General features: G+C 75.3%; 26 protein-coding genes, 2 tRNA genes and 1 other RNA gene. 7 read left to right on the forward strand and 22 right to left on the reverse strand.

The window, feature by feature from the left end; translation table 11 throughout:
* Nucleotides 1–25 precede the first annotated feature (25 nt).
* The 9 genes from mnhG to ACI791_RS05445 form a co-directional block, all read right to left on the reverse strand.
* Complete coding sequence (mnhG, locus tag ACI791_RS05405; RefSeq protein ID WP_456585100.1) at nt 26–481, reverse strand: monovalent cation/H(+) antiporter subunit G; 456 nt, start codon at nt 479–481, stop codon at nt 26–28.
* Nucleotides 478–789, reverse strand: a complete 312-nt coding sequence (locus ACI791_RS05410; RefSeq protein ID WP_456585101.1) for a monovalent cation/H+ antiporter complex subunit F — start codon at nt 787–789, stop codon at nt 478–480. The genes mnhG and ACI791_RS05410 overlap by 4 nt, the downstream gene beginning before the upstream one ends.
* Entirely contained in the window at nt 786–1,373 is a 588-nt protein-coding gene (locus ACI791_RS05415) for a Na+/H+ antiporter subunit E (RefSeq protein ID WP_456585102.1), read from the reverse strand. The genes ACI791_RS05410 and ACI791_RS05415 overlap by 4 nt, the downstream gene beginning before the upstream one ends.
* The gene (locus ACI791_RS05420; RefSeq protein ID WP_456585103.1) at nt 1,370–3,133 is read right to left on the reverse strand and encodes a Na+/H+ antiporter subunit D; all 1,764 of its coding nucleotides are present in this window, start codon (nt 3,131–3,133) and stop codon (nt 1,370–1,372) included. The genes ACI791_RS05415 and ACI791_RS05420 overlap by 4 nt, the downstream gene beginning before the upstream one ends.
* Entirely contained in the window at nt 3,130–3,657 is a 528-nt protein-coding gene (locus ACI791_RS05425) for a Na(+)/H(+) antiporter subunit C (RefSeq protein ID WP_456585104.1), read from the reverse strand. The genes ACI791_RS05420 and ACI791_RS05425 overlap by 4 nt, the downstream gene beginning before the upstream one ends.
* Nucleotides 3,654–6,539: a Na+/H+ antiporter subunit A gene (locus ACI791_RS05430; RefSeq protein ID WP_456585105.1), complete on the reverse strand. Its 2,886-nt coding sequence runs from the start codon at nt 6,537–6,539 to the stop codon at nt 3,654–3,656. The genes ACI791_RS05425 and ACI791_RS05430 overlap by 4 nt, the downstream gene beginning before the upstream one ends.
* Before the next feature lie 213 nt (nt 6,540–6,752).
* Nucleotides 6,753–8,573, reverse strand: a complete 1,821-nt coding sequence (locus ACI791_RS05435; protein ID WP_456585106.1) for an ABC-F family ATP-binding cassette domain-containing protein — start codon at nt 8,571–8,573, stop codon at nt 6,753–6,755.
* Between the two features lie 26 nt (nt 8,574–8,599).
* Nucleotides 8,600–9,904 carry an MFS transporter gene (locus ACI791_RS05440; protein ID WP_456585107.1) on the reverse strand — a complete coding sequence of 435 codons (1,305 nt, stop codon included), beginning with the start codon at nt 9,902–9,904 and terminating at the stop codon, nt 8,600–8,602.
* The gene (locus ACI791_RS05445) at nt 9,901–10,503 is read right to left on the reverse strand and encodes a helix-turn-helix domain-containing protein (protein WP_456585108.1); all 603 of its coding nucleotides are present in this window, start codon (nt 10,501–10,503) and stop codon (nt 9,901–9,903) included. The genes ACI791_RS05440 and ACI791_RS05445 overlap by 4 nt, the downstream gene beginning before the upstream one ends.
* A gap of 209 nt (nt 10,504–10,712) precedes the next feature.
* On the opposite strand from ACI791_RS05445, the gene ACI791_RS05450 reads away from it, so the two are divergent.
* Genes ACI791_RS05450 through ACI791_RS05460 form a run of 3 tightly spaced genes read left to right on the forward strand, consistent with a single transcriptional unit; the run spans nt 10,713 to nt 13,167 of the window.
* Complete coding sequence (locus tag ACI791_RS05450) at nt 10,713–11,723, forward strand: pirin family protein (RefSeq protein WP_456585109.1); 1,011 nt, start codon at nt 10,713–10,715, stop codon at nt 11,721–11,723.
* 26 nt (nt 11,724–11,749) lie between these two features.
* Nucleotides 11,750–12,718 carry a pirin family protein gene (locus ACI791_RS05455; RefSeq protein ID WP_456585110.1) on the forward strand — a complete coding sequence of 323 codons (969 nt, stop codon included), beginning with the start codon at nt 11,750–11,752 and terminating at the stop codon, nt 12,716–12,718.
* A 14-nt stretch (nt 12,719–12,732) separates the two neighbouring features.
* Complete coding sequence (locus ACI791_RS05460) at nt 12,733–13,167, forward strand: PPOX class F420-dependent oxidoreductase (RefSeq protein WP_456585111.1); 435 nt, start codon at nt 12,733–12,735, stop codon at nt 13,165–13,167.
* Between the two features lie 88 nt (nt 13,168–13,255).
* Here ACI791_RS05460 and ACI791_RS05465 read toward each other — a convergent pair whose 3' ends face one another.
* From ACI791_RS05465 to ACI791_RS05475, 3 genes are all read right to left on the reverse strand, one after another.
* Nucleotides 13,256–13,585, reverse strand: a complete 330-nt coding sequence (locus tag ACI791_RS05465) for a VOC family protein (protein WP_456585112.1) — start codon at nt 13,583–13,585, stop codon at nt 13,256–13,258.
* 43 nt (nt 13,586–13,628) lie between these two features.
* A complete protein-coding gene (locus tag ACI791_RS05470) occupies nt 13,629–13,721 on the reverse strand; it encodes a hypothetical protein (RefSeq protein WP_456585113.1) in 93 nt (30 codons plus the stop codon).
* A 111-nt stretch (nt 13,722–13,832) separates the two neighbouring features.
* Nucleotides 13,833–15,917, reverse strand: coding sequence for a TPM domain-containing protein (locus ACI791_RS05475; RefSeq protein WP_456585114.1), 2,085 nt, complete (start codon nt 15,915–15,917; stop codon nt 13,833–13,835).
* Nucleotides 15,918–16,037: 120 nt separating this feature from the next.
* Between ACI791_RS05475 and ACI791_RS05480 the strand changes: the two genes are divergently transcribed.
* Nucleotides 16,038–16,412: a Rieske (2Fe-2S) protein gene (locus ACI791_RS05480; RefSeq protein WP_456585115.1), complete on the forward strand. Its 375-nt coding sequence runs from the start codon at nt 16,038–16,040 to the stop codon at nt 16,410–16,412.
* Nucleotides 16,413–16,612: 200 nt separating this feature from the next.
* On the opposite strand, the gene recR is transcribed toward ACI791_RS05480, so the two are convergent.
* The 4 genes from recR to ffs all read right to left on the reverse strand — a co-directional run bounded on the left by recR (nt 16,613) and on the right by ffs (nt 20,316).
* The gene (gene recR, locus ACI791_RS05485; RefSeq protein ID WP_456585116.1) at nt 16,613–17,212 is read right to left on the reverse strand and encodes a recombination mediator RecR; all 600 of its coding nucleotides are present in this window, start codon (nt 17,210–17,212) and stop codon (nt 16,613–16,615) included.
* A 43-nt stretch (nt 17,213–17,255) separates the two neighbouring features.
* Entirely contained in the window at nt 17,256–17,594 is a 339-nt protein-coding gene (locus ACI791_RS05490) for a YbaB/EbfC family nucleoid-associated protein (RefSeq protein WP_456585117.1), read from the reverse strand.
* 52 nt (nt 17,595–17,646) lie between these two features.
* Nucleotides 17,647–20,052 (reverse strand): DNA polymerase III subunit gamma and tau, encoded by a 2,406-nt coding sequence (locus ACI791_RS05495; protein WP_456585118.1) that lies wholly within the window; start codon nt 20,050–20,052, stop codon nt 17,647–17,649.
* Nucleotides 20,053–20,220: 168 nt separating this feature from the next.
* An RNA gene (ffs, locus tag ACI791_RS05500) (signal recognition particle sRNA small type) lies at nt 20,221–20,316 on the reverse strand.
* A gap of 193 nt (nt 20,317–20,509) precedes the next feature.
* On the opposite strand from ffs, the gene ACI791_RS05505 reads away from it, so the two are divergent.
* Complete coding sequence (locus ACI791_RS05505) at nt 20,510–21,475, forward strand: DMT family transporter (protein ID WP_456585119.1); 966 nt, start codon at nt 20,510–20,512, stop codon at nt 21,473–21,475.
* Between the two features lie 60 nt (nt 21,476–21,535).
* Here the strand turns inward: ACI791_RS05505 and ACI791_RS05510 are convergent.
* A tRNA-Ser gene (locus tag ACI791_RS05510) sits at nt 21,536–21,620 on the reverse strand.
* Between the two features lie 163 nt (nt 21,621–21,783).
* Here ACI791_RS05510 and ACI791_RS05515 point away from each other — a divergent pair.
* Both ACI791_RS05515 and ACI791_RS05520 read left to right on the forward strand, forming a co-directional pair.
* Nucleotides 21,784–22,131, forward strand: a complete 348-nt coding sequence (locus ACI791_RS05515; RefSeq protein ID WP_347059095.1) for a hypothetical protein — start codon at nt 21,784–21,786, stop codon at nt 22,129–22,131.
* A gap of 19 nt (nt 22,132–22,150) precedes the next feature.
* On the forward strand, nt 22,151–23,851 hold the full coding sequence (locus tag ACI791_RS05520) for a serine/threonine-protein kinase (RefSeq protein WP_456585120.1): 1,701 nt from the start codon (nt 22,151–22,153) through the stop codon (nt 23,849–23,851).
* A gap of 77 nt (nt 23,852–23,928) precedes the next feature.
* Here the strand turns inward: ACI791_RS05520 and ACI791_RS05525 are convergent.
* From ACI791_RS05525 to ACI791_RS05545, 5 genes are all read right to left on the reverse strand, one after another.
* Nucleotides 23,929–24,016: transfer RNA gene (locus ACI791_RS05525), tRNA-Ser, on the reverse strand.
* 10 nt (nt 24,017–24,026) lie between these two features.
* Complete coding sequence (locus ACI791_RS05530; RefSeq protein WP_456585121.1) at nt 24,027–24,491, reverse strand: nucleoside deaminase; 465 nt, start codon at nt 24,489–24,491, stop codon at nt 24,027–24,029.
* An 82-nt stretch (nt 24,492–24,573) separates the two neighbouring features.
* Nucleotides 24,574–25,221 (reverse strand): HAD-IA family hydrolase, encoded by a 648-nt coding sequence (locus ACI791_RS05535; protein WP_347059090.1) that lies wholly within the window; start codon nt 25,219–25,221, stop codon nt 24,574–24,576.
* On the reverse strand, nt 25,218–25,721 hold the full coding sequence (locus tag ACI791_RS05540; RefSeq protein WP_456585122.1) for a tRNA adenosine deaminase-associated protein: 504 nt from the start codon (nt 25,719–25,721) through the stop codon (nt 25,218–25,220). Before ACI791_RS05540 ends, ACI791_RS05535 begins: the two co-directional genes overlap by 4 nt.
* Nucleotides 25,718–25,912, reverse strand: a complete 195-nt coding sequence (locus tag ACI791_RS05545; protein WP_456585123.1) for a hypothetical protein — start codon at nt 25,910–25,912, stop codon at nt 25,718–25,720. Before ACI791_RS05545 ends, ACI791_RS05540 begins: the two co-directional genes overlap by 4 nt.
* Between the last annotated feature and the right edge of the window lie 16 nt (nt 25,913–25,928).

Genomic DNA, 25,928 nt, shown 5'->3' on the forward strand with positions numbered 1-25,928 from the left:
CGACGCACCGCCGCGGAGGGCGGGGTCAGCCGGGCTGCTCCCGGTCGGCCTCGTCCTCCCGGCGGCTCTCCGCCAGCGCCCGGCCCGGTTCCTGCGGCGGGGCATCGGCGGGCTCGTCCCCCCGGTAGACGCTGTCGCGCGCCTCGCCGCCGCTCAGATCGTCCACCAGCAGCAGGTCCCGACGGATGTGCCGTCGCCGGTAGGCCACCCGGCTGATCATGTGCGCGCTCACCGGCGCGGTGAGCATCTGGAACGCCGCGACGAGCAACAGCATCCAGGTCGTCGACCAGCCCTGCAGCCGGATCGCGCCCCCGAGCATGATCAGCAGGAAACCCAGCACCTGCGGCTTGGTGCCGGCGTGCATCCGGGTCAGGACGTCGGGGAACCGCAGCAGGCCCAGGCCCGCGGTGAGGCACAGCAACGACCCGACGAGCAGCAGGACGACGGCCACGACGTCGCCGGCGGTGGAGATGTCGTTCACCGCGGCACCTCCCCCGCCGGCCGGTCCGCCGGCTCGTCCGGCCGCGAGCGCAGCATCATGCCGCCGATGTAGCGCGCCACCGACACGGACCCCACGAATGCCAGCAGGGACACCACGACCAGCACGGGGACCACGGTCGGGTCCCGCTCCAGCGCCGCGTGCACGGCCAAACCCGCCGCGATGATGACCAGCAGCGTGTCGGTGGCCACCACCCGGTCCAGCAGCGACGGGCCGCGGGCGAGCCGGACCAGCGCGAGCAGCGCCCCGCCGCCGAGCAACCCGTAGGTCAGCCAGGAGACGACGGTCACGGCGTCCGCCTCCCCGGGGCCTCGGCCCGCTCACCCGGCGACAGGCCGAGTGCGGCGATCTCGCCAGCGGACCCGAACGCCCGCACCACCCGCTCCTCCTGGGCCAGGACCGACTCCCGCTGGCGCAGCACGTCTCGCTCGTCCGCCACGTGCAGGACGTGCACCGCCAGGGTCCGCCGCTCACGGTCCATGTCGATCACCATCGACCCCGGCACCAGGGTGAGCGACTCGGCCAGGATCGTCAGCAACAGGTCCGAGTCGGTGCGCAGCTGCACCCGGATGATGGCGCTGCGGCCGATCCCGCTCGGCCGGACGGTCTGCCAGGCGACCTCCGCCCCCGAGGTCACCAGGTCGACGAGGAAGTACCCGAGGAAGCGCAGCAGGGCCAGCGGACGCACCTGGGTGCCGCCCACGACCGGTGGCAGCGGGAGCAGCACGGTCACCAGCAGGGCGACGACGACCCCGCCGAGCAGGTTGGCCCACGACCACGTGCCCCACAGGAAGTTCCAGACGAGCACCAGCCAGACCAGCAGCGGCAACTGGTGCCGCAGCTGGTGGGCGACGCCCGACGGCTCATCGATCACGGCGCCTCCTCCACCCCGATGACGGCCCCGACGTAGGGATCCCGGTCGCGGAGGTCCTCGGCCGCGCGCTCGGCGACGCCGTAGAGCGGCCCGGCGATCGCGGTGAGCCCGACGGTCACCACCACCATCGCCGTCGTCGCTCCCACCATCACGCGTGGCAGCGGCCGTGCGGAGGCCAGCCCGTCCTCCGGGTCCCCGAACCCGTCGGTGGGCGGTGTGGCGGCGGTCGCCACGGCGGCGTGCCGCGCCCAGGCCGCACGCCGGGCCGCCGTCCGCCGGGGAGTGCCGGTCAGCAGGGACGCCGCGTCGTCGGTCGCCGCGGTTTCCTTCTCGCCGGCGGGCTGGTGCTCGTCGGCGAGACCGGGCAGCGGCGCGGGGCCGAGCTCCGGCCCGGCGTCGGCCGCGGCCGCGGCGTCGGTGTCCGCCGCCGGCGACTGGGCCGGCGGCCGCCAGAAGGCCCGGGTCCAGACCCGGGAGACGGCCAGCAGGGTGAGCAGGCTGGCCACCACGCCCGCCCCGACCACGACGACCGGCAGCCCGCCGCCGTCGGCGACCCCGGCCTGGAGCAGCCCCAGCTTGCCGATGAACCCGGAGAACGGCGGGATGCCGGCCAGGTTCATCGCGGGCACGAAGAAGAGCACCGCCAGCAGCGGGGACGCGGTGGCCAGCCCGCCGAGGCGGTCGACGGACGTCGACCCGCCCTGCCGTTCGACCAGCCCGGCGACGAGGAAGAGGGTGGTCTGGATGGCGATGTGGTGGACGACGTAGAAGATCGCGCCGGCCAGCCCCGCCTCGGAGGCCAGGGAGATCCCGAAGATCATGTAGCCGATGTGGCTGACCAGCGTGAACGACAGGATCCGCCGGATGTCGGTCTGCGCCACTGCGCCCAGGATGCCGATCAGCATCGTGGCCAGCGCCGCCCACATCAGCACCCGGTCCAGCCCGCCGCCGGGGAACAGCAACGTCTGGGTGCGGATGATCGCGTAGACGCCGACCTTGGTGAGCAGCCCGGCGAACACCGCCGTCACCGGCGCAGGGGCCGTCGGGTAGCTGTCGGGCAGCCAGGCCGACAGCGGGAACACCGCCGCCTTGATCGCGAAGGCGATCAGCAGCATCGACTGCAGCAGCAGCTGGGTGCCTTCCGGGAGCGCCGCCAGCCGACCGGCCAACTGGGCCATGTTCACCGTGCCGGTCGAGGCGTAGACCAGCGCGATCGCCGCCAGGAACAGCAGCGAGCTGAGCAGGCTGACCACGATGTAGGTGATCCCGGCGCGGATGCGTGCGGCCGAGCCGCCGAGGGTCAGCAGCACGTAGCTGGCGGTCAGCAGGATCTCGAAGCCGACGTAGAGGTTGAACAGGTCGCCGGCCAGGAAGGCGTTGGCGACGCCGGCGATGAGCACGAGGAACGTCGGGTGGAAGATCGAGATCGGCGTCTCCTCGTCGCCGTCGGCCGCACCCTGCCCCACGGCGAAGAACAGCACCCCCAGCGCCACCGTCGCCGCCACCACGAGCATCAGCGCCGACAGCCGGTCGACGACCAGCACGATGCCCAGCGGGACCGGCCAGCCGCCCAGCGAGACCGCCACCGCCCCTTCGGCGTCGGCCAGCACCAGGAGCGCCACGGAGACGGCGAGCACCGAGCTCAGCACCAGCGCGCTCAACGTCCGCTGCACGTGCGGGTGCCGCCCACCGACCAGCAGCGCGGCCGCCGCACCGAGCAGCGGCAGCAGGACGGGGAGCGGGGCGAGGACGCCGGTCACCGCTTCCTCCGCCGGGTCGGGGGCAGGTCGACGTCGTCGGAGGGGATCCCGGCGAAGTTCTGCTCGAGCCGCGCCACGACGTCCTGGTCGCTCACCCCGGTGTCGGCGTGCGCGGCCGACCGGTCCTCGGGCGCGAGGTCGTCGGGGTCGATCTCATCGGCGTCGGTGCCCGACCGGCTGGCCACCCGCCGGTCCTCCTCGTCCACCTGCACGACCTCCTGCCGGACCAGCCGCCAGGACCGGTAGATGACCGCGAGCACGAACGAGGCGATGCCGAAGGTGATGACGATGGCGGTGAGGATCAGCGCCTGCGGCAGGGGATCGCTCATCTCCGCCGGCTCGGCGTACCCGACGATCGGCGCGAGGCCGGCCGGGCCGCCGGTGGACAGCAGCAGCAGGTTGGTCGCGTTGCCCAGGAGGAGGAAGCCCAGCAGCACGCGGGTCAGGCTGCGGTCGAGCAGCAGGTAGACCCCGGCGGCGTACAGCGCGCCGATGACCAGCGGTAGGACGACGGTCGGCGTCATCGGGCGATCACCTCACCGGGGGTGGCGTCGATCGGGTCGTGCTCGTCGGCCTGGCGGTCGAGCTCGGCGCCCAGGCTGCGCAGGATGTCGAGGACCAGCCCGACCACGATCAGGTAGACCCCGACGTCGAAGAACAGCGAGGTCACCAGCTTCACGTCGCCCAGCACGGGGAGCGCGGTCTCCAGGATCGCCGTCTCCAGGACCTCGGCGCCGAGCAGCAACCCGGTGACGCCGGTCCCGCCGGCCAGCAGCAGCCCGATCCCGAGGAGCAGCCCCGGGTCGACCGGGGCGGCCTCCCCCAGCTCGTAGCGGCCACCGGCCAGGTACCGCAGCACGAGGGCGAGCCCGGCGACCAGGCCGCCGGCGAAGCCGCCACCGGGCTGGTTGTGCCCGCTGAAGAGCAGGAACACCGAGAAGACGACGATCGAGTGGAACAGGATCCGGGTGACCACCTCCAGCACCACCGAGCGCCGCTCGGGGGCCAGCGCGGCCGATGCCGCCAGCCAATGCCGGCGCGGGGCCCGACGAGAGCGCTTCTCCTGGCGGGCCAGGCGCACGGGGTCGAGCCGGTCGACGGTCCCGGTGCGCCGGCGCAGGAACACGAGGCTGGCGATCCCGGTCGCCGCGACGACCAGCAGGGAGATCTCGCCGAGGGTGTCCCACGCCCGGATGTCGACCAGCGTCACGTTGACGACGTTCTGCCCGCCGCCGAGCTCGTAGGCCGCCTCCGGGTAGGCGACGGAGACCGGCTCGGCGGTGCGGGCCCCCAGCGCGACCGCCCCGGCTCCGGCCATCACCAGGCCGACGGCGACGGCGACGGCGGCACGCACGGCGCGCTCGCGGGGACGGTGCCGCTCGGTGATGTCCTTGGGCAGCTTGCGCAGGACCAGCACGAACACCACCAGCGTGAGCGTCTCGACCAGGAACTGGGTGAGCGCCAGGTCGGGGGCGCCCTGCAGGGCGAACAGCACCGCGAGGCCGTAGCCGGAGACGCCCACGACGAGCACCGCCGACAGCCGCTGGCGGATGCGCACGGCCAGCACCGCCGCGATGACGACGACCGCCCCGACGAGGGCCTGGATCGGGGTGTCCCAGGCCCGCCACTCCCCCGGCCACGGGGCCCGGAACAGCAGCACGGAGCCGGGCAGCGCCAGCACGACGACCAGGATCGTCCCGAGGTAAGCCGGCAACGAGCCGCGCTGCGTCGTCCCGGTCACGAGGACGGCGAGGCGGTCGAGCGCCTGCATGGTGTTCCAGTAGCCCTCGTCGGCAGAAGCCCCCACGGCCAGCCGCCGCTGCAGCCGGAACACCCGCCGCCGGGCGGCGAACAGGGCGGCGCCCCCGAGCAGGGTGAGCGCCGACAGACCCAGCGCGGGCTGGACGCCGTGCCAGAGCGCCAGCTTCTCGGCCTCGGGGGCGAGCAGCGGCAGGCGGTCGGCGTAGCCGGCGACCAACGGCTCGAGCAGGGGGCTGGCCGGTCCGGCGACCAGCCCGGTGAGGGCCAGGACCGTCGGCGCGGCGAGGAACAGCGGGCCCGGGGGGTGGGCCAGCTCGGCCGGCTCGGTGGGCGGGAGGCCGGCCTTGCGGGCGAACGCGCCCCACAGGAAGCGCGCCGTGTAGCCGGCGGTGAACATCGAACCGACGACCAGACCGGTCAGCACGAGCACGGCGGCGGTGCGGTCGGGCAGCCCGCCCGCCCAGAGCGCGCTGAACGCCGCCTCCTTGCCGACGAAGCCGAGCAACGGCGGCAGGCCCGCCATGGAGGCGCCGGCCAGGCCGCCGACGACCGCCAGCACCGGCAGCCGGCGGCCGAGCCCGGAGAGCCGGCGCAGGTCGCGGACGCCCGTGGCGTGGTCGATGACGCCGACGGTCAGGAACAGGGTGGACTTGAACAGCGCGTGCGCCAGCGTCATGGCCAGCCCGGCGGCGGCCAGCTCCCGGCTGCCCGCGCCCACCAGGACCATGAGGAAGCCCAGCTGGCTGACCGTGCCGAAGGCGAGCAGCAGCTTCAGGTCGTTCTGCCGCAGTGCCCGATAGCCGCCGACGAGCATGGTCGCCACGCCCAGCCCGAGCACCACCGGCCGCCAGCCCGGCACGTCGGCGAAGCCGGGGGCGAACCGGGCGACGAGGTAGATGCCGGCCTTCACCATCGCCGCGGCGTGCAGGTACGCGCTGACCGGCGTCGGCGCCTCCATGGCGGCGGGCAGCCAGAAGTGGAACGGGATCATCGCCGACTTCGTGACCGCCCCGGCGAGCACGAGCATCGTCCCGGCGACCAGGAACGGCCCGCTGCCGGGAGCGGCGACGACCTCCGACAGCAGGTAGCTGCCGCTGGCCCCGCCGACCATGATCAGCCCGACCAGCATGGCCAGGCCGCCGGCGGTGGTCAGGATCAGCGCCTGGCTCGCCGCGCGCCGGGCGGCGAGCTTGGTGCCCGAGCCGCCGATGAGCAGGAACGAGAAGACGGTCGTGAGCTCCCAGAACACGTAGAGCAGGAACAGGTCGTCGGCGAGGACCAGGCCCAGCATGGAGCCGGCGAAGGCGGTCAGGTGACCGGCGAAGCGGCCGGCCCGCTCGTCGTCGGGCTCGAAGTACCGCGAGCAGTAGACCAGCACGAGGGCGCCGACCCCGGTGACGAGCAGCGCGAACAGCAGCGCGAGGGCGTCCAGCCGCAGGGCGACGACCAGGTCGAGCGCCGGCACCCACGGCACGGTCTCGGTGACCTCGCCGCCTCCGGTCACGCCGGGCAGCCGGGTCAGCACCCATCCGAAGCCTGTCGCCGGCACGAGCGCGAGCACGAGGAACGCCTGCCGCCCCCACCAGCGCACGAGCACGGGTGCCAGCACCGCGGCCAGCGCGTGGAGGAGCAGGACAGCGAGCACGGGTCTCCGGGAGTCTCGGTGGGCTCGGGGACGACCACTACGTCCTCGGACGGCCGGCGGGCGGTCAGCCCAGATTACCGGCGGTGGTCACCGGCCGCCGGGTGTGACCAGCCCGCTTCCGTGGGCGAACGCCACGGCCTGCGCCCGGCCCCGGCGGTCGGCTGACCCGACCCGCACTCTGCCGCGCAGTCGAGGACACCTATCCGACGGCGCTCAGCCCTCGGCCGTCTCGGAGGCGACCAGCCAGGCCTCCTCGACCTGCTCCTTCTCCGCCTGCAGCTCCTTGAGCCGGGCGTCCAGCTCCGCCGCCTTCGCGTAGTCGGTGGCCGCGGCGGCGAGCTGCTCATGCAGCTTCTTCTCGTCGGCGTCCAGCTTGAGCATCCGTCGCTCCAGCTTGCTCGCCTCCTTCTTCGCCGCCCGCGCCTCGGCCGCGGAGACCGCGGGAGGCGACGTCGACGGCGCGCCCACCGGACGCGGCCCGCCGTCCCCCGACGCCGTGGTCAGCGGCGCACCACCGGCCGCGCGTCGGCGCAGGTACTCGTCCACCCCGCCGGGCAGCTCGGCGAGCGTTCCGTCGCCCAGCAGGGCGACCACCTTGTCGCAGACCCGGTCGACGAAGTACCGGTCGTGGCTCACCACGAGCACGGTGCCGGGGAAGCCGTCGAGCAGGTCCTCCAGCGCGGTGAGGGTGTCGATGTCGAGGTCGTTGGTCGGCTCGTCGAGCACCAGCACGTTCGGCTCCGCCATCAGCAGGCGCAGCAGCTGCAGCCGCCGCCGCTCGCCGCCGGACAGGTCGCCCACCGGCGTCCACTGCCGGTTCGCGGCGAAGCCGAAGCGCTCGGCCAGCGACGACGCCGAGATCTCCTGGTTGCCGATCCGGGCGACGCGGGCGACGTCCTGCACCGCCTCGACCACCCGCAGCGTGCGCGGCAGCTCGGTGACGTGCTGGGACAGGTACGCCGGCGCCACCGTCTGCCCGACGACGACGGTCCCCGAGTCCGGCTCCGTCTCCCCGACGAGCAGCTTGAGCAGCGACGTCTTGCCCGCGCCGTTGACCCCGACGATGCCGATCCGGTCGCCGGGGCCCACGTGCCAGGTCAGGTCGCGGAACAGCGTGCGCGGGCCGTCGTCGGTGGGAACGGCGTAGTCGACGCCCTCGACGTCGTAGACGGTCTTGCCCAGGCGCCGGGCGGCGAAGCCCTTGAGCGCCATGGAGTCCCGGGCCGGAGGCTCGTCGGCGATCAGGGCCTGCGCGGCCTCGATGCGGAACTTGGGCTTGCTGGTGCGGGCCGGCGGGCCGCGGCGCAGCCAGGCCAGTTCCTTGCGCACCAGGTTGAGCCGCCGCTCCTCGGTCACCGCCGAGATCCGCGCCCGCTCCGCCCGGGCCAGCGTGTAGGCGGAGTAGCCCCCGTCGTAGGCGTGCACGCTCCCGTCGGCGACCTCCCACGTCGTCGTGCACACCTCGTCGAGGAACCACCGGTCGTGGGTGACGACGACCATGCCGCCGGCCCGCTGCTTCACGTACTCGGCCAGCCAGGCCACCCCCTCGACGTCGAGGTGGTTGGTCGGCTCGTCGAGGATCAGCAGGTCCAGCGGCCGGATCAGCTGCGCGGCCAGGGCGACCCGGCGACGCTCGCCACCGGACATCGGGGCCACCGGGGCGTCCAGGCCCAGCCGGTCGAGCTCCAGGCCGGTCAGCACCGAGCGGACGGCGGGGTCGCCGGCCCACTCGTGCTCGGCGGCGAACATCGACGGGGGCAGGACGACGTCACGCACCGTCGTCCCCGGCGGGAGGGTGCCGCTCTGGTCGAGGGCCCCCATCGCCAGGTCGCCGCGGCGGGTCACCCGGCCGGAGTCGGGCTCGTCGGCGCCGGTGAGCAGCGAGAGGAGGGTGCTCTTGCCGCCGCCGTTGCGGCCCACCACGCCGATCCGCTCGCCGGCGGCGACGCCGAGGGAGACGTCGTCGAGGATCACGGTGGTGCCGTGCGCCTTGTGCACCCGCTCTAGGTTGACCAGGTTGAGGGGCGCGCTCATCGGCTGCTCGGAGAAGTCATGGGCCCTCAGTATCCGACGGGCACCTCCCCGGGGGCCACGGCGGTCTCCACGACGGTCGACCGGGGCAGGCGCAGGCAGCCGAGCACGCCGAGAGCGACCACGGCCGCGACCGCCACGAACCCCGCCTCCAGGCCGGCGGCCGCGACGAGCGGCGGGACCGTCAGGTTGCCGACGATGCCGCCCAGCGCCATGGCCAGGGACATCGCCGAGACCGCGGTGGCCCGGTGGACGGCGATCACCCGGGTGTGCAGGACCGCGCTGAGCAGCGGCCACGAGGCCCCGTGCGCGACGTAGTAGCAAGCGAAGCCGGTGGCGGCCACCGCCAGGACGTCGGGGCCGGCCAGGATGGCCAGCGCCAGCCCGCCGACGGCGGCGAGCACCGCGCAGGCGGCCCGGGTCGAGCCCCGCAGCAGCCGCCGCAGGGTTGGGGCGGCTGCTGCCCCGGCGGCCGCGGCGCCGAACGAGATAGCCAGCACGCTGCCGTAGACGGCGGCGCCGTCGTCGCTGCCTCCGGCCAGGTCGGCGAAGCGCACCGGGCCCAGGAGCTCGCAGCCGACCAGGCCGACCGCGCCGAGCGCGGTCAGCAGGAGGACCAGGCGCATGGGGCCGTCGGTCACCGACAACCGCACCGCGCCCGCCACGGTCGCCGGCACCGCGCGCACCCCGGCCACGAGGACGGCGCGGGCGCGGCCCTCGTGCGGCGGCCGCGCCTCGGAGAGCAGCCGGAACACGGCGGCGACGAACACCAGGTCGAGGGCGGCCGCGGTCAGGTAGGGCACGGCCAGGGCGTCTCCCACAGCTCCGTCGCCGACGCCGCCGAGCAGCCCCGGGAGGAACCCGCCCACCACCGCGCCGAGCGCGAGGCCCCCGCCGTCGGCCGCCGAGTGCTTCGCCAGGCCGGGCGCGACGTCGGCCGCCGGGTCGAGACGCTGGACGGTGTCGACGTACCAGGCCTCGACCGGCCCGGAGTCCAGCGCCCTACCCAGGCCGAGGAGCAGCACGCCGACGAGGAAGCCCGCGAAGCCGGTGGCAGTGGCGTAGACGACGCACGAGAGGAGATGCAGGAGGGCGCCGGCGATCACGACCGGGCGACGGCCGAGCACGTCGGCCAGCCCACCGGTGGGCAGCTCGAGCAGGAGCACCACGACGCCGTGGACGGTGAACAGCAGGCCGATCTCGGCCAGCGACAGCCCCCGGGCCTGCGCGAGCAGCACGGTGATCGGCGTGGTCAGCCCGACCGGGAGCCAGCGCAGCGCCGTCAGGCCGACCAGCCGCCGGGTCGCGGAACGGACGGTCACCGGGCCGGTCACGACGGCCACTCCGGCAGCGGCAGCACGTCGAGCAGGACGCAGACCTGCTCGCTCCCCTCGGTGGGACAGGCGCTCGCGGGGTGGGCGGCCAGCCAGCGGGCCAGCGTGGCGGCCAGCTCCCCGGTCAGCGCGCGGGCCTGCTCGGGCGTCAGCCGCAGCGCGTAGTCGTTGAGCGAGGCGGCGTCGGTCCAGCCCGGGCCGAGCCGGTCCCGCTGCTCGTACCAGCCGTCGAGCACCCTCGCGTGCTGGTCGATCTGCAGCCGGGTCATCTCCTCCTGCACCTCCGCACCGCCCTCCTGGGCGACGAGGTCGGCGGCGCGCCAACCGGTCATCCGGTGCCGGGCGCGCCACCAGCGCTCGCGGCCGGTCCCCTGACCCTCGACCTCCTCGACGAAGCCGTAGGTCGCCAGCTGCCGCAGGTGGTAGCTCGTCGATCCGCTGCTCTCCCCCACGGCCCGGCCCAGCCGGCTGGCCGTCGCCGGCCCGTGCAGGCGCAGCTGGCCGAGCAGGCGGTTGCGCAGCGGGTGGGACAGCGCGCGCAGGGCGCGGACGTCGGTCACCTCGACGGCTGGTTCCAGCGGTTCGGGCGGTGTGGTCACGAGCGCACCCTAGGTCGCAAAGCTTTGCTTGCAAAGGAGTGTTTGCATTCCTCCGCCACCCCCACTCCGCGGGCGAGATCGGCGATCTCGCCGACTGCACGGGGCTGATGCGGACGAGATCGGCGATCTCGCCCCGGCGGGCGGGAAGACAGCGGGGCTCAGCGGCGCTACAGTCGCCGATAGTTGAGTACTCAACAAAGGAGGCCGGCATGCCTGCCGTGACCGTCGAGGACACCACCACCCTGCCGCGGGTCCCGCTCCCTGCCCCCCGCACGGTGCGCCGCCGCACCCGCACGGTGACGACGGCGCCGTCGGGCTTCGAGGGCGAGGGCTTCCCCGTGCGCCGCGCCTTCGCCGGCGTCGACCTGCGCGCGCTGGACCCGTTCATCCACATGGACCAGATGGGCGAGGTCGAGTACGCCCCGGGCGAGCCCAAGGGCACCAGCTGGCACCCCCACCGCGGCTTCGAGACCGTCACCTACATCATCGACGGCACCTTCGAGCACGCCGACTCCCACGGGGGCGGCGGCACGATCAGCAACGGCGACACCCAGTGGATGACCGCCGGCGGCGGCGTCCTGCACATCGAGCGCCCGCCGGAGCACCTGGTGGTGAGCGGCGGCCTGTTCCACGGGCTCCAGCTGTGGGTGAACCTCCCCCGCGCCCAGAAGTGGGTCGAGCCGCGCTACCAGGACCTGCGCGCCGACTCCTCGGTGCTGCTCGCCAGCCCCGATGCCGGAGCGTTCCTGCGCGTCATCGCCGGGAGCGTCGCGGGGCACACCGGCCCGGGGTCGACCTACACCCCGATGGCGATGGTGCACGCGACCGTCTCTCCCGGCGCGACGCTCGACCTGCCGTGGCGGCCGGACTTCAACGCGCTGGTCTACGTGCTCTCCGGCGCCGGCTCGGTCGGCATCGACGGCGCCCCGGTGCGCACCGGCCAGCTCGCGGTGCTCGGCCCCGGCGACACGGTCACCGTGCGCGGTGCGGTCCACCAGGAGTCGCGCACGCCGGCCCTCGACGTGGTCGTCCTCGGCGGGAAGCCGATCAACGAGCCGATCGCCATGTACGGGCCGTTCGTGATGAACACCCGGCAGGAGGTGACCGACGCGTTCACCGACTTCTCCGCCGGCCGGCTGGGCTCGATCCCCGCGCAGCGCGTCGAGGGGCCGGTTCCCCACGCCGACGTCCGGGGCGAGACTGGGCAGACGCCGGCCTGACGCCCGGCCGCGAGAGAGGACACGCGATGAGCAACCTGGACCGCCGGCCACCCACGCGTGACCTGGGCGCGCTGGAGGGCACCACCGCCGGTCCGGCGCTGGACCTGCTGCCGGGCAAGGAGGTGCTGCTCGGCGAGAGCACCCGGGTGCGCCGGCTGCTGCCCACGCTCGGCCGGCGAATGGTCGGCGCCTGGGTGTTCGTCGACCACTACGGCCCCGACGACATCGCCACGGGGCCGGGCATGCAGGTGCCGCCTCACCCGCACACCGGGCTGCAGACGGTGTCGTGGCTGCTCGACGGCGAGGTGCACCACCGCGACTCGCTCGGCAGCGACGTGCGGTTCCGCCCCGGGGAGCTGGCGCTGATGACGGCGGGGCACGGGATCGCGCACTCCGAGCAGTCCCCGGCCAGCCACCCGAGGTACCTGCACGGCGCCCAGCTCTGGGTGGCGCTGCCGGAGGCCGACCGCGAGGCGGCTCCGCACTTCGAGCACCACGCGGTGCTGCCCGGTTTCAGCTCCGACGGGCTCGCCGCCACGGTGCTCATGGGCAGCTTCGGCGGGGCGACGTCGCCGGGACGGGCCTACACCCCACTGGTCGGGGTGGACCTGGACCTCGCCGCCGGCGCGGACGTCGAGATGCCGCTCGAGCCCGACTTCGAGTACGGGCTGCTGGCCTCGGCGGGGTCGGCCACGGTGGACGACGTCGTCCTCGAGCCCGGCGCGATGCTGTACCTCGGTACCGGGCGCCGGGCGCTGCGGCTGCGCGCCGGGACGGGCTCCCGGCTGTTGCTGCTCGGCGGAGAGCCGTTCGAGGAGCGCCTGGTGATGTGGTGGAACTTCATCGGCCGGTCGGGCGAGGAGATCGCCGGCTACGCCGAGCAGTGGAACGCCGAGTCGCGGCGCTTCGGGGCGGTCGTCGGCTACGACGGCGACCGGCTGGAAGCCCCGCCCCTGCCGCCGGTCGCCCTCCGGCCGCGCGGCCGGGTCCGCTGAGGCAGGCTGCGACCATGACCACCTCTCCCGGCCCGGATCCGCGACTGCTGGCCTTCGTCGCCGAACAGCGCTGGGGCGTGCTCGCCACCGTCAAGCGCGACGGCCGGCCGCAGCTGTCCAATGTCGGCTACGCCTGGGACGACGGCCTGATCCGCGTCTCGGTGACCGCCGACCGTGCGAAGACCCGCAATCTGCGGCGCGACCCCCGGGTGACGCTGCACGTGGCGTCGCGGGACTTCTGGACCTGGGTCGCCGTCGAGGGGACCGCCGAGCTCACCCCGGTCGCGCAGGAGCCCCACGACGCCGCGGTCGAGGAGCTGGTCGCCTACTACCGCGGGATCTCCGGCGAGCACGAGGACTGGGACGAGTACCGGGCGGCGATGGTGGCCGAGGGCCGTCTGGTCGTCCGGTTCCGGCCCGAGCACGCCTACGGCCAGCTCCCGGGCTGAGCCGGGGACCGCCGGTGCGCCCCGCTCGCACCGGCCGCCGGGCGGCTACTCAGCCGGCCCGGACCTCCATGACCGAGAACGACGCGCCTCACGGGTCCGCGACGACCGCGAAGCGACCGAACTCGGTGTCCTCGGCCGGGAGGAGCGCCTTCCCGCCCGCGGAGGTCACCGTGGCGACGGCTCCGTCGGTGGAGGCCACCGCGAAGCAGGTGGACCAGCCCTTGGGCCCCCCGGGGACGGCGCCACCCAGCCCACCCAGCGGGTTCTGGCCGGTGGAGAAGGTCGTGTAGCCCTCCCCGCCGGGGATCTCCTCGAACCGGAACCCGAAGACGGCGGAGTAGAACGCCCGGGCCGCCTCCTGGTCGTCGGCCGCCGCCTCGTTCCGGACCAGCGAGCCCGGCTCGTTGTACCGCTGCACACCGGTGTGCTCGCCGGCCTGCCACAGTCCGGAACGGATGCCCCTACGGGTCGAGCGCGATGACCATCGTGCCCATCGGCCCGACCTCCATCGGCTCCACCACCACCGTGCCGCCTGCCTCCCGGATCCGGGTCACCGTGGCGGCCGCGTCGTCCGTCGCGAAGTACGTGGTCCAGCGGTGCGGGTCGTCCGGGTCCAGCTGCGGACCGAGACCGGCCGACAGTTCGGGCGGCCCGCGGCGCGGCGGTCAGAACCGCCCGCCGCCGGCCCGGCCGCCGCCGCCGAACGAGCCGCCGCCGGCCCGGCCGCCGCCGCCGAACGAGCCGCCCCCGGACCGGCCACCGAAGCCACCGCCTCCGAAGCCGCCACCGAGGCCACCGCCGGAGAAGCCCCCGCCGAAACCGCCGCGCCGGCCGCCGCCCAGCAGGATGCCGCCGAGCACCAGGCTGCCCAGGTCCACCCCGCCGCGGCGGTACCCGCCGCCGTGGCCACCGCCCATGCCGCCGGGCCCGTAGCCGCCGTAGCCGGAGTTCCACCGGTCGACGTCGTCCTGCGCCAGGTCGAGCGCGTGCTGCGCCAGCATCCCGGCCTGCTGCGCCTCCCGCAGAGCGCTCACCGGCTCGCTGCGGCCCAGCTCGACCGCGGCCTCCAGGTGCCGCTGGGCCTCGGCCAGCCGGGTGCGCGCCTCGGGACCCACCGCGCCGCGCCGGGTGTCGATGAAGTCCGCGGCCGCGGCCACCGCCGAGCGGGCGGTGAGCAGCGCCTGGTCCAGCGCCGCGGCGGCCCGACGGGCCTGGGTCTGCGCGTCGCGGGCCACCGAGAGGGTCTCCTCCAGCGCGACGCCGGCGTCCTCGAGCTGGCGGAGCGCGGCGAGCGGGTCTCCCGGCGTGCCGTCGGCCGGCCGCAGCGCCGCGTCCGCCGCGGCCAGCGCCGCCTCGGCGCGGGCGATCTGCGGCTGCAGGCCGCTGCGGTCGCCACCGGCCACCAGGGCACGGGCCTCGGCGAGGTCCTTCTCCGTCTCCGCCCGCGCGGCCGCGACCCGGCCGGCGGCAGCGTCGAGGTCGGCGGCCAGGCGGCCGACCGCGTCGAGGAGGGTGCCCGTCTGCGCCACCGCGTCCTCGGCCGCGCGGATGTCGCCGACGGCGTCCCCCGTGCGGCCGGCGGCCAGCGCCTCGCGGGCCTCGCGCACCTCCTGGTCGGCGGCGTCGAGCCGGGCCCCGGCCTCGCGCACGTTGTCGGCGACGGCGGCCACCGCCGAGCCGGAGAACCGCTGCCGGATGCCGGCGAGCCGCTGCTCCTCCTGCGGCAGCCGCGCACGCAGCGCCGCGATGCGCGGTTCGAGGCCGGCGAGCACCTCCGGAGCGGTCCGCTCGAGGTCGCGGAGCCTCTCGAACGCCGCGCTCTGCTCGTCGAGGCGGGCGTCGGCGGCCTGCGTCAGGGACAAGATCTCGGCCAGCATCCGGCGCGTCGTCGGCTCGTCTCCGGGGACGTCGTCGTCCAGTTGCTGCCGGACGGCGAAGGCGCGGGCGACATCGGCCTTGGACTGCGCGAGCGCGGCGCCGAACCCGGCGACGGCCTCCTCCCCGTACTGGGAACGCGCGAAGTCCAGGTCCAGCTGCGAGGTCTTCACGGCCTCGTCCATCTCCAGCAGCGCCTCGCTGGCGCGGCCCTGCAGCTGGTCGGTGGGAACGCCCTCATAGGGGTCGGGCGCCGGCCGCTGCCGGCCCGCGGGCAGCGCGCCACCGGCGCGGTTCCGGCGCGAGCGGCTCACCAGGTAGGCCCCGCCGCCGATGACCGCGATGGCGCCGAGCGCCAGCAGGGCGCCCGCGCCGCCGGAGCCGCTGTCGGCATCGGACCCCGCCGGCTGCCCCGGAGCCGTTCCGCCCGACTGCAGCAGCTCGGCGAAGGTGGCCACGCCCCCCGCCCAGTCCTCGGCCCCGAACTGCGGCGCCACCTGCTCGTCCGCCAGGACCTCGAGCTCCTCCCGCGAGAGCGGGGAGTCCGCCGGGCGCAGGAACCCGTACTGCTGGTCGCCCACGGCGACGGCGAGCAGCGCATCCTCCTCGGAGAGCTGGCTCAGCTCGGCGGTCGCCTGCGCCCACTCGGAGCTGTCCGCCCCGTCGAAGCTGGACACGAAGACCACGAACAGGTCGGTGCCGGTGGCCGAGCGCAGGTCGTCGATCGCGTCCTGGACCTGGGCGGTGCTGCCGTCGAGCGCGCCGACCTCGTCGACCACCTGCTCCGCCAGCCGGAACGGCGGCACCGCGTAGGCGGGCCCCCCGGCGAGCAGGAGGGCGGCGAGCACTCCCAGGACGACGCACAGCCGGCGCACGGATACCTCCTGGAAGGGCGAAGTCGATCCGGGACGACCCTACCGACGGGCGAGGGGTCCGGCCCGGTCGCGGTGGGTAGGGCGCCGGCCACCGCCGTCCACCGCACCGAGGAGATCCGCGTGCCCGAGCACGACTCCGTCCCCGCCGCCGAGCTGCCGCCGGGGACGGTCCGCCGCGTCGGCGACTGGGCCGTGGGCAACCGCGGCCCCGGCCCGGACGGCGGCGACCGGTACTTCGCCGTCTCCCGGCGCTGCCGCCACCAGCTGGCCGACCTCGCCGGGGGCAGCGTCGACGCCGACGGGTGCCTGGTCTGCCCCTGGCACCAGAGCCGCTACGACGTGCGCACCGGCGAGATGGTCGAGGGTCCGCGCGGATTCCTCGGCTACCACGGGCCGACGCCTGTCTACTCGCAGCTGGTGCGGGCGCTCGGGCAGCTGGCGAGGCTGCGGGTGCGCCGGGCGGTCCGCACCGACGACGACGTCGTCCTGGAGTAGGGCCCTCGTGCAGGGCCCGGGCGCCAGCTCCCGAGCGGCGGGGGGCACGGGAATCCTTCCACTGGAGCTGTTCCCGGACCGACCGGCGCCGCGGTGCCCTCTCGACCAGCAAGCCCCGGTGGAGCACCGAGATCCGGTCGGCCAGCAGGTCGACGACGGGGGGTCGTGGCTGGTGAACAGGCAGGCGGAGGCGGTCGGCTTCAGGCGTCGATGCGGCGGCGACCCTCGAAGGCCCGGCCGAGCGTGACCTCGTCGGCGTACTCCAGGTCGCCGCCCACCGGCAGACCGCTGGCCAGCCGGGAGACCGCGAGCCCCATCGGACCGACCAGCCGGGCCAGGTAGGCCGCGGTCGCCTCACCCTCGAGGTTCGGGTCGGTGGCGATGATCAGCTCGGTGACGGCGCCGTTCATCAGCCGGGACATCAGCTCCTTGACCCGCAGGTCGTCGGGGCCGACCCCGTCGATGGGGCTGATCGCGCCGCCGAGCACGTGGTAGCGACCGCGGAACTCACGGGTTCGCTCGATGGCGACGACGTCCTTGGGCTCCTCGACGACGCAGAGGACGTCGTCGGAGCGGCGCGGATCGCGGCAGATGCGGCACTGCTCGGCCTCGGCCACGTTGTAGCAGGTCACGCAGAACCGGACCGACTCCTGGACCCGGGTCAGGGCCGCCACCAGCCGGCTGACGTCGGCCGACTCGGACGACAGCAGGTGGAAGGCGATGCGCTGGGCGCTCTTCGGCCCCACGCCGGGCAGGCGACCGAGCTCGTCGATCAGGTCCTGGACGGCACCCTCGTACACGGTGCTCCTCGGGTTGTGAAGTGGATCGGGCGGGCGCGCCCGATCAGAGGCCGGGCAGCCCCAGGCCGCCGCCGAGCCCACCGGCCAGCGGGCCCATGCGGTTGGCGGTCAGCTCGTCGGCAGCCCGCTTGGCGTCCCGGACGGCGGCGACGACGAGGTCCTGCAGCGTCTCGAGGTCGTCGGGGTCGACGGCGTCGGGCGCGATGGTGAGCGCGGTCAGGTCGCCGTCGCCGGTCATCGTCGCCGAGACCAGGCCGCCGCCGGCGGTGCCGGTGACCTCGGTGGCCGCCAGCTCCTGCTGGGCGGCGGCGAGCTGCTGCTGCATCTGCTGCGCCTGCTTCATGAGCTGCGACAGGTCGGGCTGCTGGCCTCCGGGGAACATGCCACGAGAGTAGGCCGCGAGTGCGACAGGTGAGGGCGCGCCGCCCCGCCGGTCAGCTGTCGACCGGACGGGCACCGAGCTGGGCGCGCAGCAGCTGCAGCGCCGCCTGCTCCTGGTCGACGGCCGGCTCGGGCTCGCGATCGCCGCCGGTGGAGGTCTCCGCCGCGCGCTCGGCCATCAGCTCCCGCGCCTCGGCGGCCTCGGCCGCCCGCGCCGCCTCGCGCGCCGCCTCCGGAGCCGCGTTCCGTGCCGCACCGGCCGCCGGGCCGGCGCCCTCGACGACGGCGTCGACCCGCCAGCGCACCCCCAGCAGCTCGTTGAGCGCCTCGCGGAGGACGTCCTTGTTCAGGTCGTCACCCAGCCGCCGCGCCAGCGCCGGCGAGGACGTGGAGAGCGTGAGGACGCCGTTGGCCAGCTGGTGCACCTGGGCGTTCTTCAGCAGCGCCTCGGTGGTCCGCTTGTGCTTCTTCACCACGGCGAGCAGCTCCGGCCACACCCGGCGGACGTCGGTGGTGGTCAACTCGCCGTCGGACGCGGTCTCCGGCGGGTTGGCCGACACGACCGGCGTCGGCTCCCCACCCCGCGGTGCGGGCGAGGACTCGGCGGCGGCGCGCGGCGGGGATGCCGGCGGGCGCGGCTGCTCGACCCGCGCAGCCGCGGCCTGCACGGCGGCGGGCTGCGCCGGGTGCGGCCAGTCCTCGTCGTCGGTGGGCTCGGGCGGCAGCGGGATGTCCGGCTCCTCCGCCGCCACCCGGGCGCGCCGGGCCGGAGCCGGCTCGGTGGCGCGCGCTGCCGGAGCGGCCGGCGCCCCGCTGCGCGGCCGGCTGCCCGGCTGGGCCGTCTCCGGCCAGTCGTCGCCCACGGGGGCGGCGGCTGCGGAACGGGGCCGGCTCCCCGGCCGTGCGGTCTCCGGCCAGCCGTCCCCCGACGCGGCCGGCGCGGGAGCGGCCGCGGGCGCAGGTGCAGCCGGCGCGGGTGTGCTGCGCTCCGGTCCAGGCGCGGGCGCGGTGGGCTCCGGCGCGGGCCGGGGTGCGGCCGGCGCGGGTGCGGTCGCCGCAACTGCGGCCGGGGCCGGCGGCTGGTCGGCGCTCGGCGGCCGGGGCGTGGCGGGGGTGACCGGCTGGGCCGCGGGCTGCTGCTGGGCCTGCGACCTGCGGACGAACTCCCGCCGGTGCCCGGAGGCCGGGCCGTCCGGGGCCGGGCCGGTGGCGGCGGGCACCGACTCGCGGGGCGCCTCGGGAACTGCGGTCTCCCGGTGCCCGACCTCCGCGGCGGGGCGGCCGGCGTGCTCGCCGGCGATCGACATCCGGCGCTCGAGCCGCTCGAGGCGCTGCAGGGTCGCGGCGGCCGAGCCGTCGGTGGCCGGCAGCAGCATGCGGGCGCACACCAGCTCCAGCAGCAGCCGCGGCGCCGTCGTCCCGCGCATCTCGGCCAGGCCCTCGTGCACCGTGTCCGCCATGCGGGACAAGGTGGCCGAGCCGAGCGCCTGGGCCTGCTGGTTCATCAGGTCCAGCCGGTCGGGCGGGCAGTCGAGCAGCCCGTTGCCACCGGCGTCGGGCACGGCGTCGAGGACGATCAGGTCGCGCAGCCGGTCGAGCAGGTCGGTGGCGAAGCGGCGCGGGTCGTGCCCGGCCTCGACCACGCGGTCGACGGCGCGGAAGACACCGGGCGCGTCGGAGGCGGCGAGGGCGTCGATCGTCTCGTCGAGCAGTGCGTCGTCGGTGACGCCGAGCAGGCCGACCGCGGTCCGGTAGGTCACGCCCTCGGGACCGGCGCCGGCCAGGAGCTGGTCGAGGATGGACAGCGAGTCGCGGACCGAGCCGCCGCCGGCGCGGACCACCAGCGGGTAGACGGTCGGCTCGACCGTCACCCCCTCGGCCGCGCAGGTCCTCTCCAGCAGGCCGCGCAGCGTGGTCGGCGGCACCAGCCGGAACGGGTAGTGGTGGGTGCGGGAGCGGATGGTCGGGAGGACCTTCTCCGGCTCGGTCGTCGCGAAGACGAAGACCAGGAAGTCCGGCGGCTCTTCGACCACCTTGAGCAGGGCGTTGAAGCCCTGCGTGGTGACCATGTGCGCCTCGTCGACGATGTAGACCTTGTAGCGGCTGTTCACCGGGGCGAAGAACGCGCGCTCGCGGAGGTCGCGGGCGTCGTCGACGCCACCGTGACTGGCCGCGTCGATCTCCATGACGTCCAGCGAGCCGGGACCGTCGGGCGCCAGCGCGACGCAGGACTCGCAGACCCCGCACGGCGTGGACGTCGGCCCCTGCACGCAGTTCAACGAGCGGGCCAGGATGCGCGCCGACGACGTCTTGCCGCAGCCGCGGGGGCCGCTGAACAGGTAGGCGTGGTTGATCCGCCCGCCGTCGACCGCGTTCATCAGCGGCGTCGTGACGTGCTCCTGCCCGACCACCTCGGCGAAGGTCGCCGGGCGGTACTTGCGGTAGAGCGCCAGAGCCACGTGGGCAGGTTACGTCCCGACGCCGACAGGGCGGCGCACGCAGGTGACCACGGTCGTGGACCGGGTCGCGGCGCCCGGAGGGCTCCCCACCGGACATGGGCAGCGGCTCCGCACACCAGGGGAACGGCACCTGGCCCGCGGTGCGGTCCGAGGCACCGTGGGAAGCATGCAAAGGACCCCTCGCGCACCCGCCAGAGCCCGCTTATCCTTGCTGCCTTCCGGCCCTGGGGAGGTTCACAGGGTGACGCCACACGAGGGGTCGACAGCCACTGTAGACCACGCGGCTCGGCCGGAGCGCCGCGCCCCGCTAGGCTCCTGCCCGTGACGCCCCGCCTCCGTCTCGTGCTCCCCCCGCCCCGGTCCTGACCCGGAGCGATCCGTGCACCCCCCGACCGGCGGGGGCCGTGCGCCGCGCTCCGTGACGAGCCCCCCGACCGGATCCGGCACCTGGAGCGTCATGTCCACGCCCGACCTCACCGCGAACGGCGAGCGGACGCACGCCGTGCCCGCCGCCGCCCGCCGGGGCTTTCCCCTCGTCGTGGTCGCCGCCCTCTGCTGGGGCACCTCCGGCCTCAGCGGCGCGGTGGTCGCCCGGCACAGCGATCTCGGCCCGCTCGACATCGCCTGGCACCGGATGGCCATCGGCGCGGTGGTCCTCCTCACCGTCCGGGCGTCCACACGGCGCCGGTCCCGGCCCGCTCCGGCGGTCACCCGCGGCACCGTCGTCCGCCTGCTCATGGTCGGCGCCGGGCTGGCCGTCTACCAGCTGGCCTACTTCGCCGCGGTCGCGACGAGCGGGGTCAGCATCGCCACTCTCGTGGCGCTGGGCCTCGCGCCGCTCCTGATCGCCGTAGGCGCCGCCCTGCTGGGTCACGGCCGGCCCGACCGGACCACCGCCGTCGCGCTGGTCGTGGCCCTCGTCGGGCTGGTGCTGCTCGTCGGCGTCTCGGCCGGCGCCGACACCGGCTCCGCCGTCGTGCTCGGCGCCCTCCTGGCGGTCGGCTCGGCCCTCGGCTACACCGTCGTCACGCTCGCCGGCGCCGGCGTGCCCGCCGGGGTCCCGGTGACCCTCGTCGGCTTCGCCGGCGGGGCGCTGCTGCTCACCCCCGTGGCGCTGGCCGCCGGCCTGCGGTTCACCACCGACCCGGTCGCCCTCGGCGTGCTGCTGTACCTGGGCGTCGTCCCCAGCGCAGCTGCCTACGCGATGTTCTTCGCGGGGCTGCGCACGGTGCCGGGGGCGGTGGCGTCCATCGTCACCTTGCTGGAGCCGCTGACGGCGACCGCACTGGCCGCCCTGCTGCTGGGGGAGCGACTGGCGCCGGCGGCACTGGCCGGCGGCCTGCTCGTCCTGGCCGCCGTCGCGGGCCTGTACCTCCGCCGCCTGCAGCGTCCGGCCCCAGTCCCGCCGACTGCCGGCGCCTGACCGAGCGGGCCCACGGATGCGTCGGGCCCCCGGCGTGCTGCCGGGGGCCCGCCCGTACTGCGGAGGATGGGAGATTCGAACTCCCGAGGGGTTGCCCCCAACCCGCTTTCCAAGCGAGCGCCATAGGCCACTAGGCGAATCCTCCAGGTACGGCAGCGATCCTACCGGGCGCCCGTGCGGCGGTCGCCGGGACACCACCGGACGGGCCGTCCGACGCGTCGTGCGGCATCCTGCACCCGAGAGCGGTTCGCCGGACGTCCGGCGGGGAAGAGCTCGGAACTGCGGGCCGAGACGAGGAGGCGCAGGACATGGGTGAGCACGGCGAGGTGCGGCCGGACGTCGTCGATGCGATCGTCGGCGTGCTCAAGGGGGGCGACGCCGGCGAGCTGCCGGCCGGCGCCACCGCCGCGGAGAAGACGGCGGCGAAGGACCGGTACCTGTCCGAGTTCGTCGCCGAGCGCAGCAAGCGCGACCGCCAGGCGCAGGCCTGGGAACTGCTGCTGACACGCAGCTACGACGACCCGCCCACGTGGCAGCGGATCTTCGACGACCTCGACCCCGGGGCGCACACCGAGCTCGGCGAGCTCTACGACGCCCTGCCCGAGGGTGCGCGCGAGGAGTACGCACGCCGGTACGGCGTGCCCTCCACCGTCTGAGCCCGCCACCCGCCCGCCGATGACCCGTCCCGTCACCGGGCCCGGCCGGCTCGTCGCCGGCCGCTACCGGCTGGAGTCCCAGATCGGCGGCGGTGGGATGGGTACCGTCTGGCTCGCGCGCGACGAGCTGCTGGGCAGGCAGGTCGCGGTCAAGCAGGTGCTCTCGCCGCTGGGAGCCGACGACAAGCAGATCGACGAGCAGCGCCGGCGGGCGCTGCGCGAGGGTCGCATCGCCGCCCGGCTGAGCCACCCGCACGCGATCTCGGTGTACGACGTCGCCCTGGAGGGCGGGGCGCCCTGGCTGGTGATGGAGTACCTGCCCTCGCGCAGCCTCGCGGAGGTGCTCGGCACCGAGGGCGTCCTGCAGGCAGGCCTGGTCGCGCAGATCGGGGCGCAGGTCGCCGACGCGCTGGCGGCCACGCACGCGGCCGGGATCGTCCACCGGGACGTGAAGCCGGCCAACATCCTCATCGGGCAGGGCGGCCGTGTCGCCGGTCTGGTCAAGATCACCGACTTCGGCATCTCGCACGCCCGCGGCGACGTCACCCTCACCCAGACCGGCCAGATCACCGGCACCCCGGCGTTCCTCGCCCCCGAGGTGGCCCAGGGTCACGAGATGACCGAGGCCAGCGACGTCTTCTCCCTCGGGGCCACGCTCTACACCTGCCTCGAGGGCACGCCCCCGTTCGGCATGGAGGACAACGCGCTCGGCATGCTGCACCGGGTCGCCGCGGGGCGGATCACGCCCCCGCTCCGCGCCGGGGCGCTCACCGAGCCACTGCTGCGGATGCTCGCCGAGGCCCCCACCGCGCGGCCACCGATGACCGAGGTGCGCGACGAGCTGGCCCGGCTGGCCGCCGGCCGGGACGGCGACCCGACGACGGTGCTGCTGGCCCGCACGGACCTGCGGCCGTCGTCCGGGCCCGCCGGCACGGCGGTGTTCGCCGCCACCCCTCCGCAGGGATCCGCCGGCCCACCCACGCCCGCCCCGGTCCCGCCCGCGGCCGAGGCCGCTGCCGCTGCCGCTGCCGCTGCCGCGGAGGCTCCCCCGGCATCTGCCTCCGCTCCCACCTCCGCACCGACCGGGCGCCGACGCCGGGGTGCGTGGGTCACCGGCGGGGTCGTCGCCGTCGTGCTGCTGGGCGTGCTCGGACTGTGGCTGGGCACCTCGGGCGGCCGCGGCCCCGACGACACGGCGGCGCCCTCCACGACGGGGACGTCCGAGGCGCCCGCCTCCAGCGAGGAGCCGGCGCCCACGCAACCGGTGCAGGACGAACCCGCGGCCCCCGTCGTCCCCCCGCCGGACGAGGACACGGAGGACGGCGACGGTGGCGACGACGAGGGGAACGGGAACGAGGAGGAGAACGGGGACGAGGCGGGCGACGGCGACGGTGAGGACCGCGGCGACCCGCTGTCCGAGCGGAACATCCGGAACTTCGTGCGGGAGTACCACCGGCTGGTCATCCGTGATCCGGCGCAGGCGTGGGAGCTCACCGGCCCGACGCTGCGGGCGAACATCAGCCGGGACGGCTACATCCGCTACTGGAACCAGTTCGAGGACGTGCGCCTGAGCGACATCCGGGCGGCGGACGGGCAGACGACGGCGACGGCCACCATGGAGCTCCGCTTCGCCGACGGCCGCCGCGAGACCGGGCCGCACGTGTTCACGTTCCTGGTCCGGGACGGGCAGTTGGTCCTCGACAGCGACTTCCCCGCCTGAGCGGACCGCCGGGACGACGACGGCGGCGCCCGCCGGGTCCGGGGACCCGTGCGGACGCCGCCGTCGGAACTACTGGCTGGCGGTGGCGGTGGGATTTGAACCCACGGAGGCTTGCACCTCACACGCTTTCGAGGCGTGCTCCTTCGGCCGCTCGGACACGCCACCGCCGAAGAGACTACAGGCCCCGCTGACGGCGGAAGAAGGCACGTAGCAGCGCGCCGCACTCCTCGGCGCGGACACCGCCGGTGACCTCGGGCCGGTGGTTCAGCCGCCGGTCGCGGACCACGTCCCACAGCGATCCGGCCGCCCCGGCCTTGGGGTCGTCGGCGCCGTAGACCACCCGGTCGACCCGCGACAGCACGCTCGCCCCGGCGCACATCGTGCAGGGCTCGAGCGTAACCACCAGCGTGCAGCCGGCGAGCCGCCAGCCGTCGCCGTGCACGGCCGCCGCGGCGCGCAGCGCGAGCACCTCGGCGTGCGCCGTCGGGTCGCCCCGCTTCTCCCGCTCGTTGGCCGCCTCGGCGAGCACCGCGCCGCCGGGCCCGAGGACGACGGCGCCGATGGGCGTGTCGCCCCACTCCGCCGCGGCGGCCGCCAGCTCGAGCGCCCGCCCCATGGTGACGTCGAGGTCGGGGGTCACCGGGTACCTCCGCGGGCGGTCGGTCTCTGCTTCCCAGGGGAAGCAGAGACCGACCGGGCCGGGGACGACTCCCCGGCCCGGCTCACGCGGCCCCATCCAGGGGGAAGCCGACCAGCTCGGAGAGCTCGGACAGTGCAGCGGCCGGGTCGACGACCTTGATGGTCGCGAAGCCCAGGGCCCGGGCCGGCTTGAGGTTGATGCCCAGGTCGTCGAGGTAGGCGCAGTCGGTCGCCTCGATCCGGCGGCCCACGGCGTCCGACAGCCGGTCCAGCGCCCGCCGGTAGATCTCCGGCTCCGGCTTCCGCACGCCCTCGACCGACGACTCGACGACCGTGTCGAACAGGCCGAGCAGGTCGCCCAGCGGTCCGGTCCGCTCCATCGGCGCCACGTTGTTCGACAGCAGGCCCACGGGCAGCCCGGCCTCCCGCAGCCGGCGCACCGCCTCGACCATCGCCGGGCGCAGCTCACCCCGCAGGCCGGCGAGCACGCGGGAGGCGTCGATCCGGTGGCCCAGCGCGGCGGCCTCGGCCTCGAACGCGGCGGAGAACCCGGCGACGTCGAGCTCGTTGCGCTCGTACCGCGCCCAGGCGTTCGTGTCGGGATCGGTCGAGTTCAGCTGCCGGATGAGCCCCTCGGGCAGCCCGGCCTCCCGCTCGTAGGCGGCAAAAGCATGCATCGGGCTCTCGGTGATCACGCCGCCCAGGTCGAACACCACCGCCGAGACCGTCACGGGGTCACCGCCGCGGCCAGCTCGTCGGCGAAGCCCAGCCGGGTGGCGATCCGGGCCACCATCTCGTTGGCCCACAGGTCGTCAGCGGTCACGATCGGCCTCAGCTCCTCGGCCGGCAGCCCGTCGTCGGCGAACAGGTCGAGGTCGCCGCCGGGCCAGCCGGTCTCGTCGTCGTCGAAGGCGCCCTCGGTGTCGACGCCGATGCCGTAGCGCTCCACCACCTCGGCGGCGAGCACCCACTCGAGCATCGTCGCGTCGGAGATCAGCGCCCGCACCATGCCGCCGGGGCCGTGCCGCAGCGCCACGAAGTACAGCCGCGAGTCGACGACGAGCACGAACGGCGGCGGCCAGCCCCCGGCGCCGGGTTCCCCCAGCGCCCGCTCGAGCACCGGGAGCTCGTCACCGGCGTCGGCGGCGAGCAGGTCCACCTTCCAGCGGGAGCCGATGCGGGCGACCCGCACCGCGTAGCTGGCCGGGCCCATTCCTGCGCCTTCGCTCATCGCTCGCGCAGCAGGGTCGGGCCGGGGGTCTCCTCCGCCGGCAGGTTCCGCAGGAGGGCCATCACGTCGTCGACCGCGTCGGAGGAGACGCGGACGCACTCGGCGAGCTCCGGGGTGAGCGGGAGCGAGCGGGGCGTCATGGCGCGGAGGGCGGCAGGAGCGGGCAGGTCGACGTCATAGCCTCTGATCATGGCCGAAGCCGCACGC

Source organism: Blastococcus sp. SYSU DS0973, assembly GCF_054051055.1.

Bases quoted from the DNA above. Each gene is read 5' to 3' on its own strand.
- ACI791_RS05425 (WP_456585104.1), bottom strand. From the start codon at position 3,657: ATGACGCCGACCGTCGTCCTACCGCTGGTCATCGGCGCGCTGTACGCC.
- ACI791_RS05435 (WP_456585106.1), bottom strand. From the start codon at position 8,573: ATGAGCGCGCCCCTCAACCTGGTCAACCTAGAGCGGGTGCACAAGGCG.
- ACI791_RS05450 (WP_456585109.1), top strand. From the start codon at position 10,713: ATGCCTGCCGTGACCGTCGAGGACACCACCACCCTGCCGCGGGTCCCG.
- ACI791_RS05455 (WP_456585110.1), top strand. From the start codon at position 11,750: ATGAGCAACCTGGACCGCCGGCCACCCACGCGTGACCTGGGCGCGCTG.
- ACI791_RS05460 (WP_456585111.1), top strand. From the start codon at position 12,733: ATGACCACCTCTCCCGGCCCGGATCCGCGACTGCTGGCCTTCGTCGCC.
- ACI791_RS05490 (WP_456585117.1), bottom strand. From the start codon at position 17,594: ATGTTCCCCGGAGGCCAGCAGCCCGACCTGTCGCAGCTCATGAAGCAG.
- ACI791_RS05505 (WP_456585119.1), top strand. From the start codon at position 20,510: ATGTCCACGCCCGACCTCACCGCGAACGGCGAGCGGACGCACGCCGTG.
- ACI791_RS05515 (WP_347059095.1), top strand. From the start codon at position 21,784: ATGGGTGAGCACGGCGAGGTGCGGCCGGACGTCGTCGATGCGATCGTC.
- ACI791_RS05520 (WP_456585120.1), top strand. From the start codon at position 22,151: ATGACCCGTCCCGTCACCGGGCCCGGCCGGCTCGTCGCCGGCCGCTAC.
- ACI791_RS05540 (WP_456585122.1), bottom strand. From the start codon at position 25,721: ATGAGCGAAGGCGCAGGAATGGGCCCGGCCAGCTACGCGGTGCGGGTC.
- ACI791_RS05545 (WP_456585123.1), bottom strand. From the start codon at position 25,912: ATGATCAGAGGCTATGACGTCGACCTGCCCGCTCCTGCCGCCCTCCGC.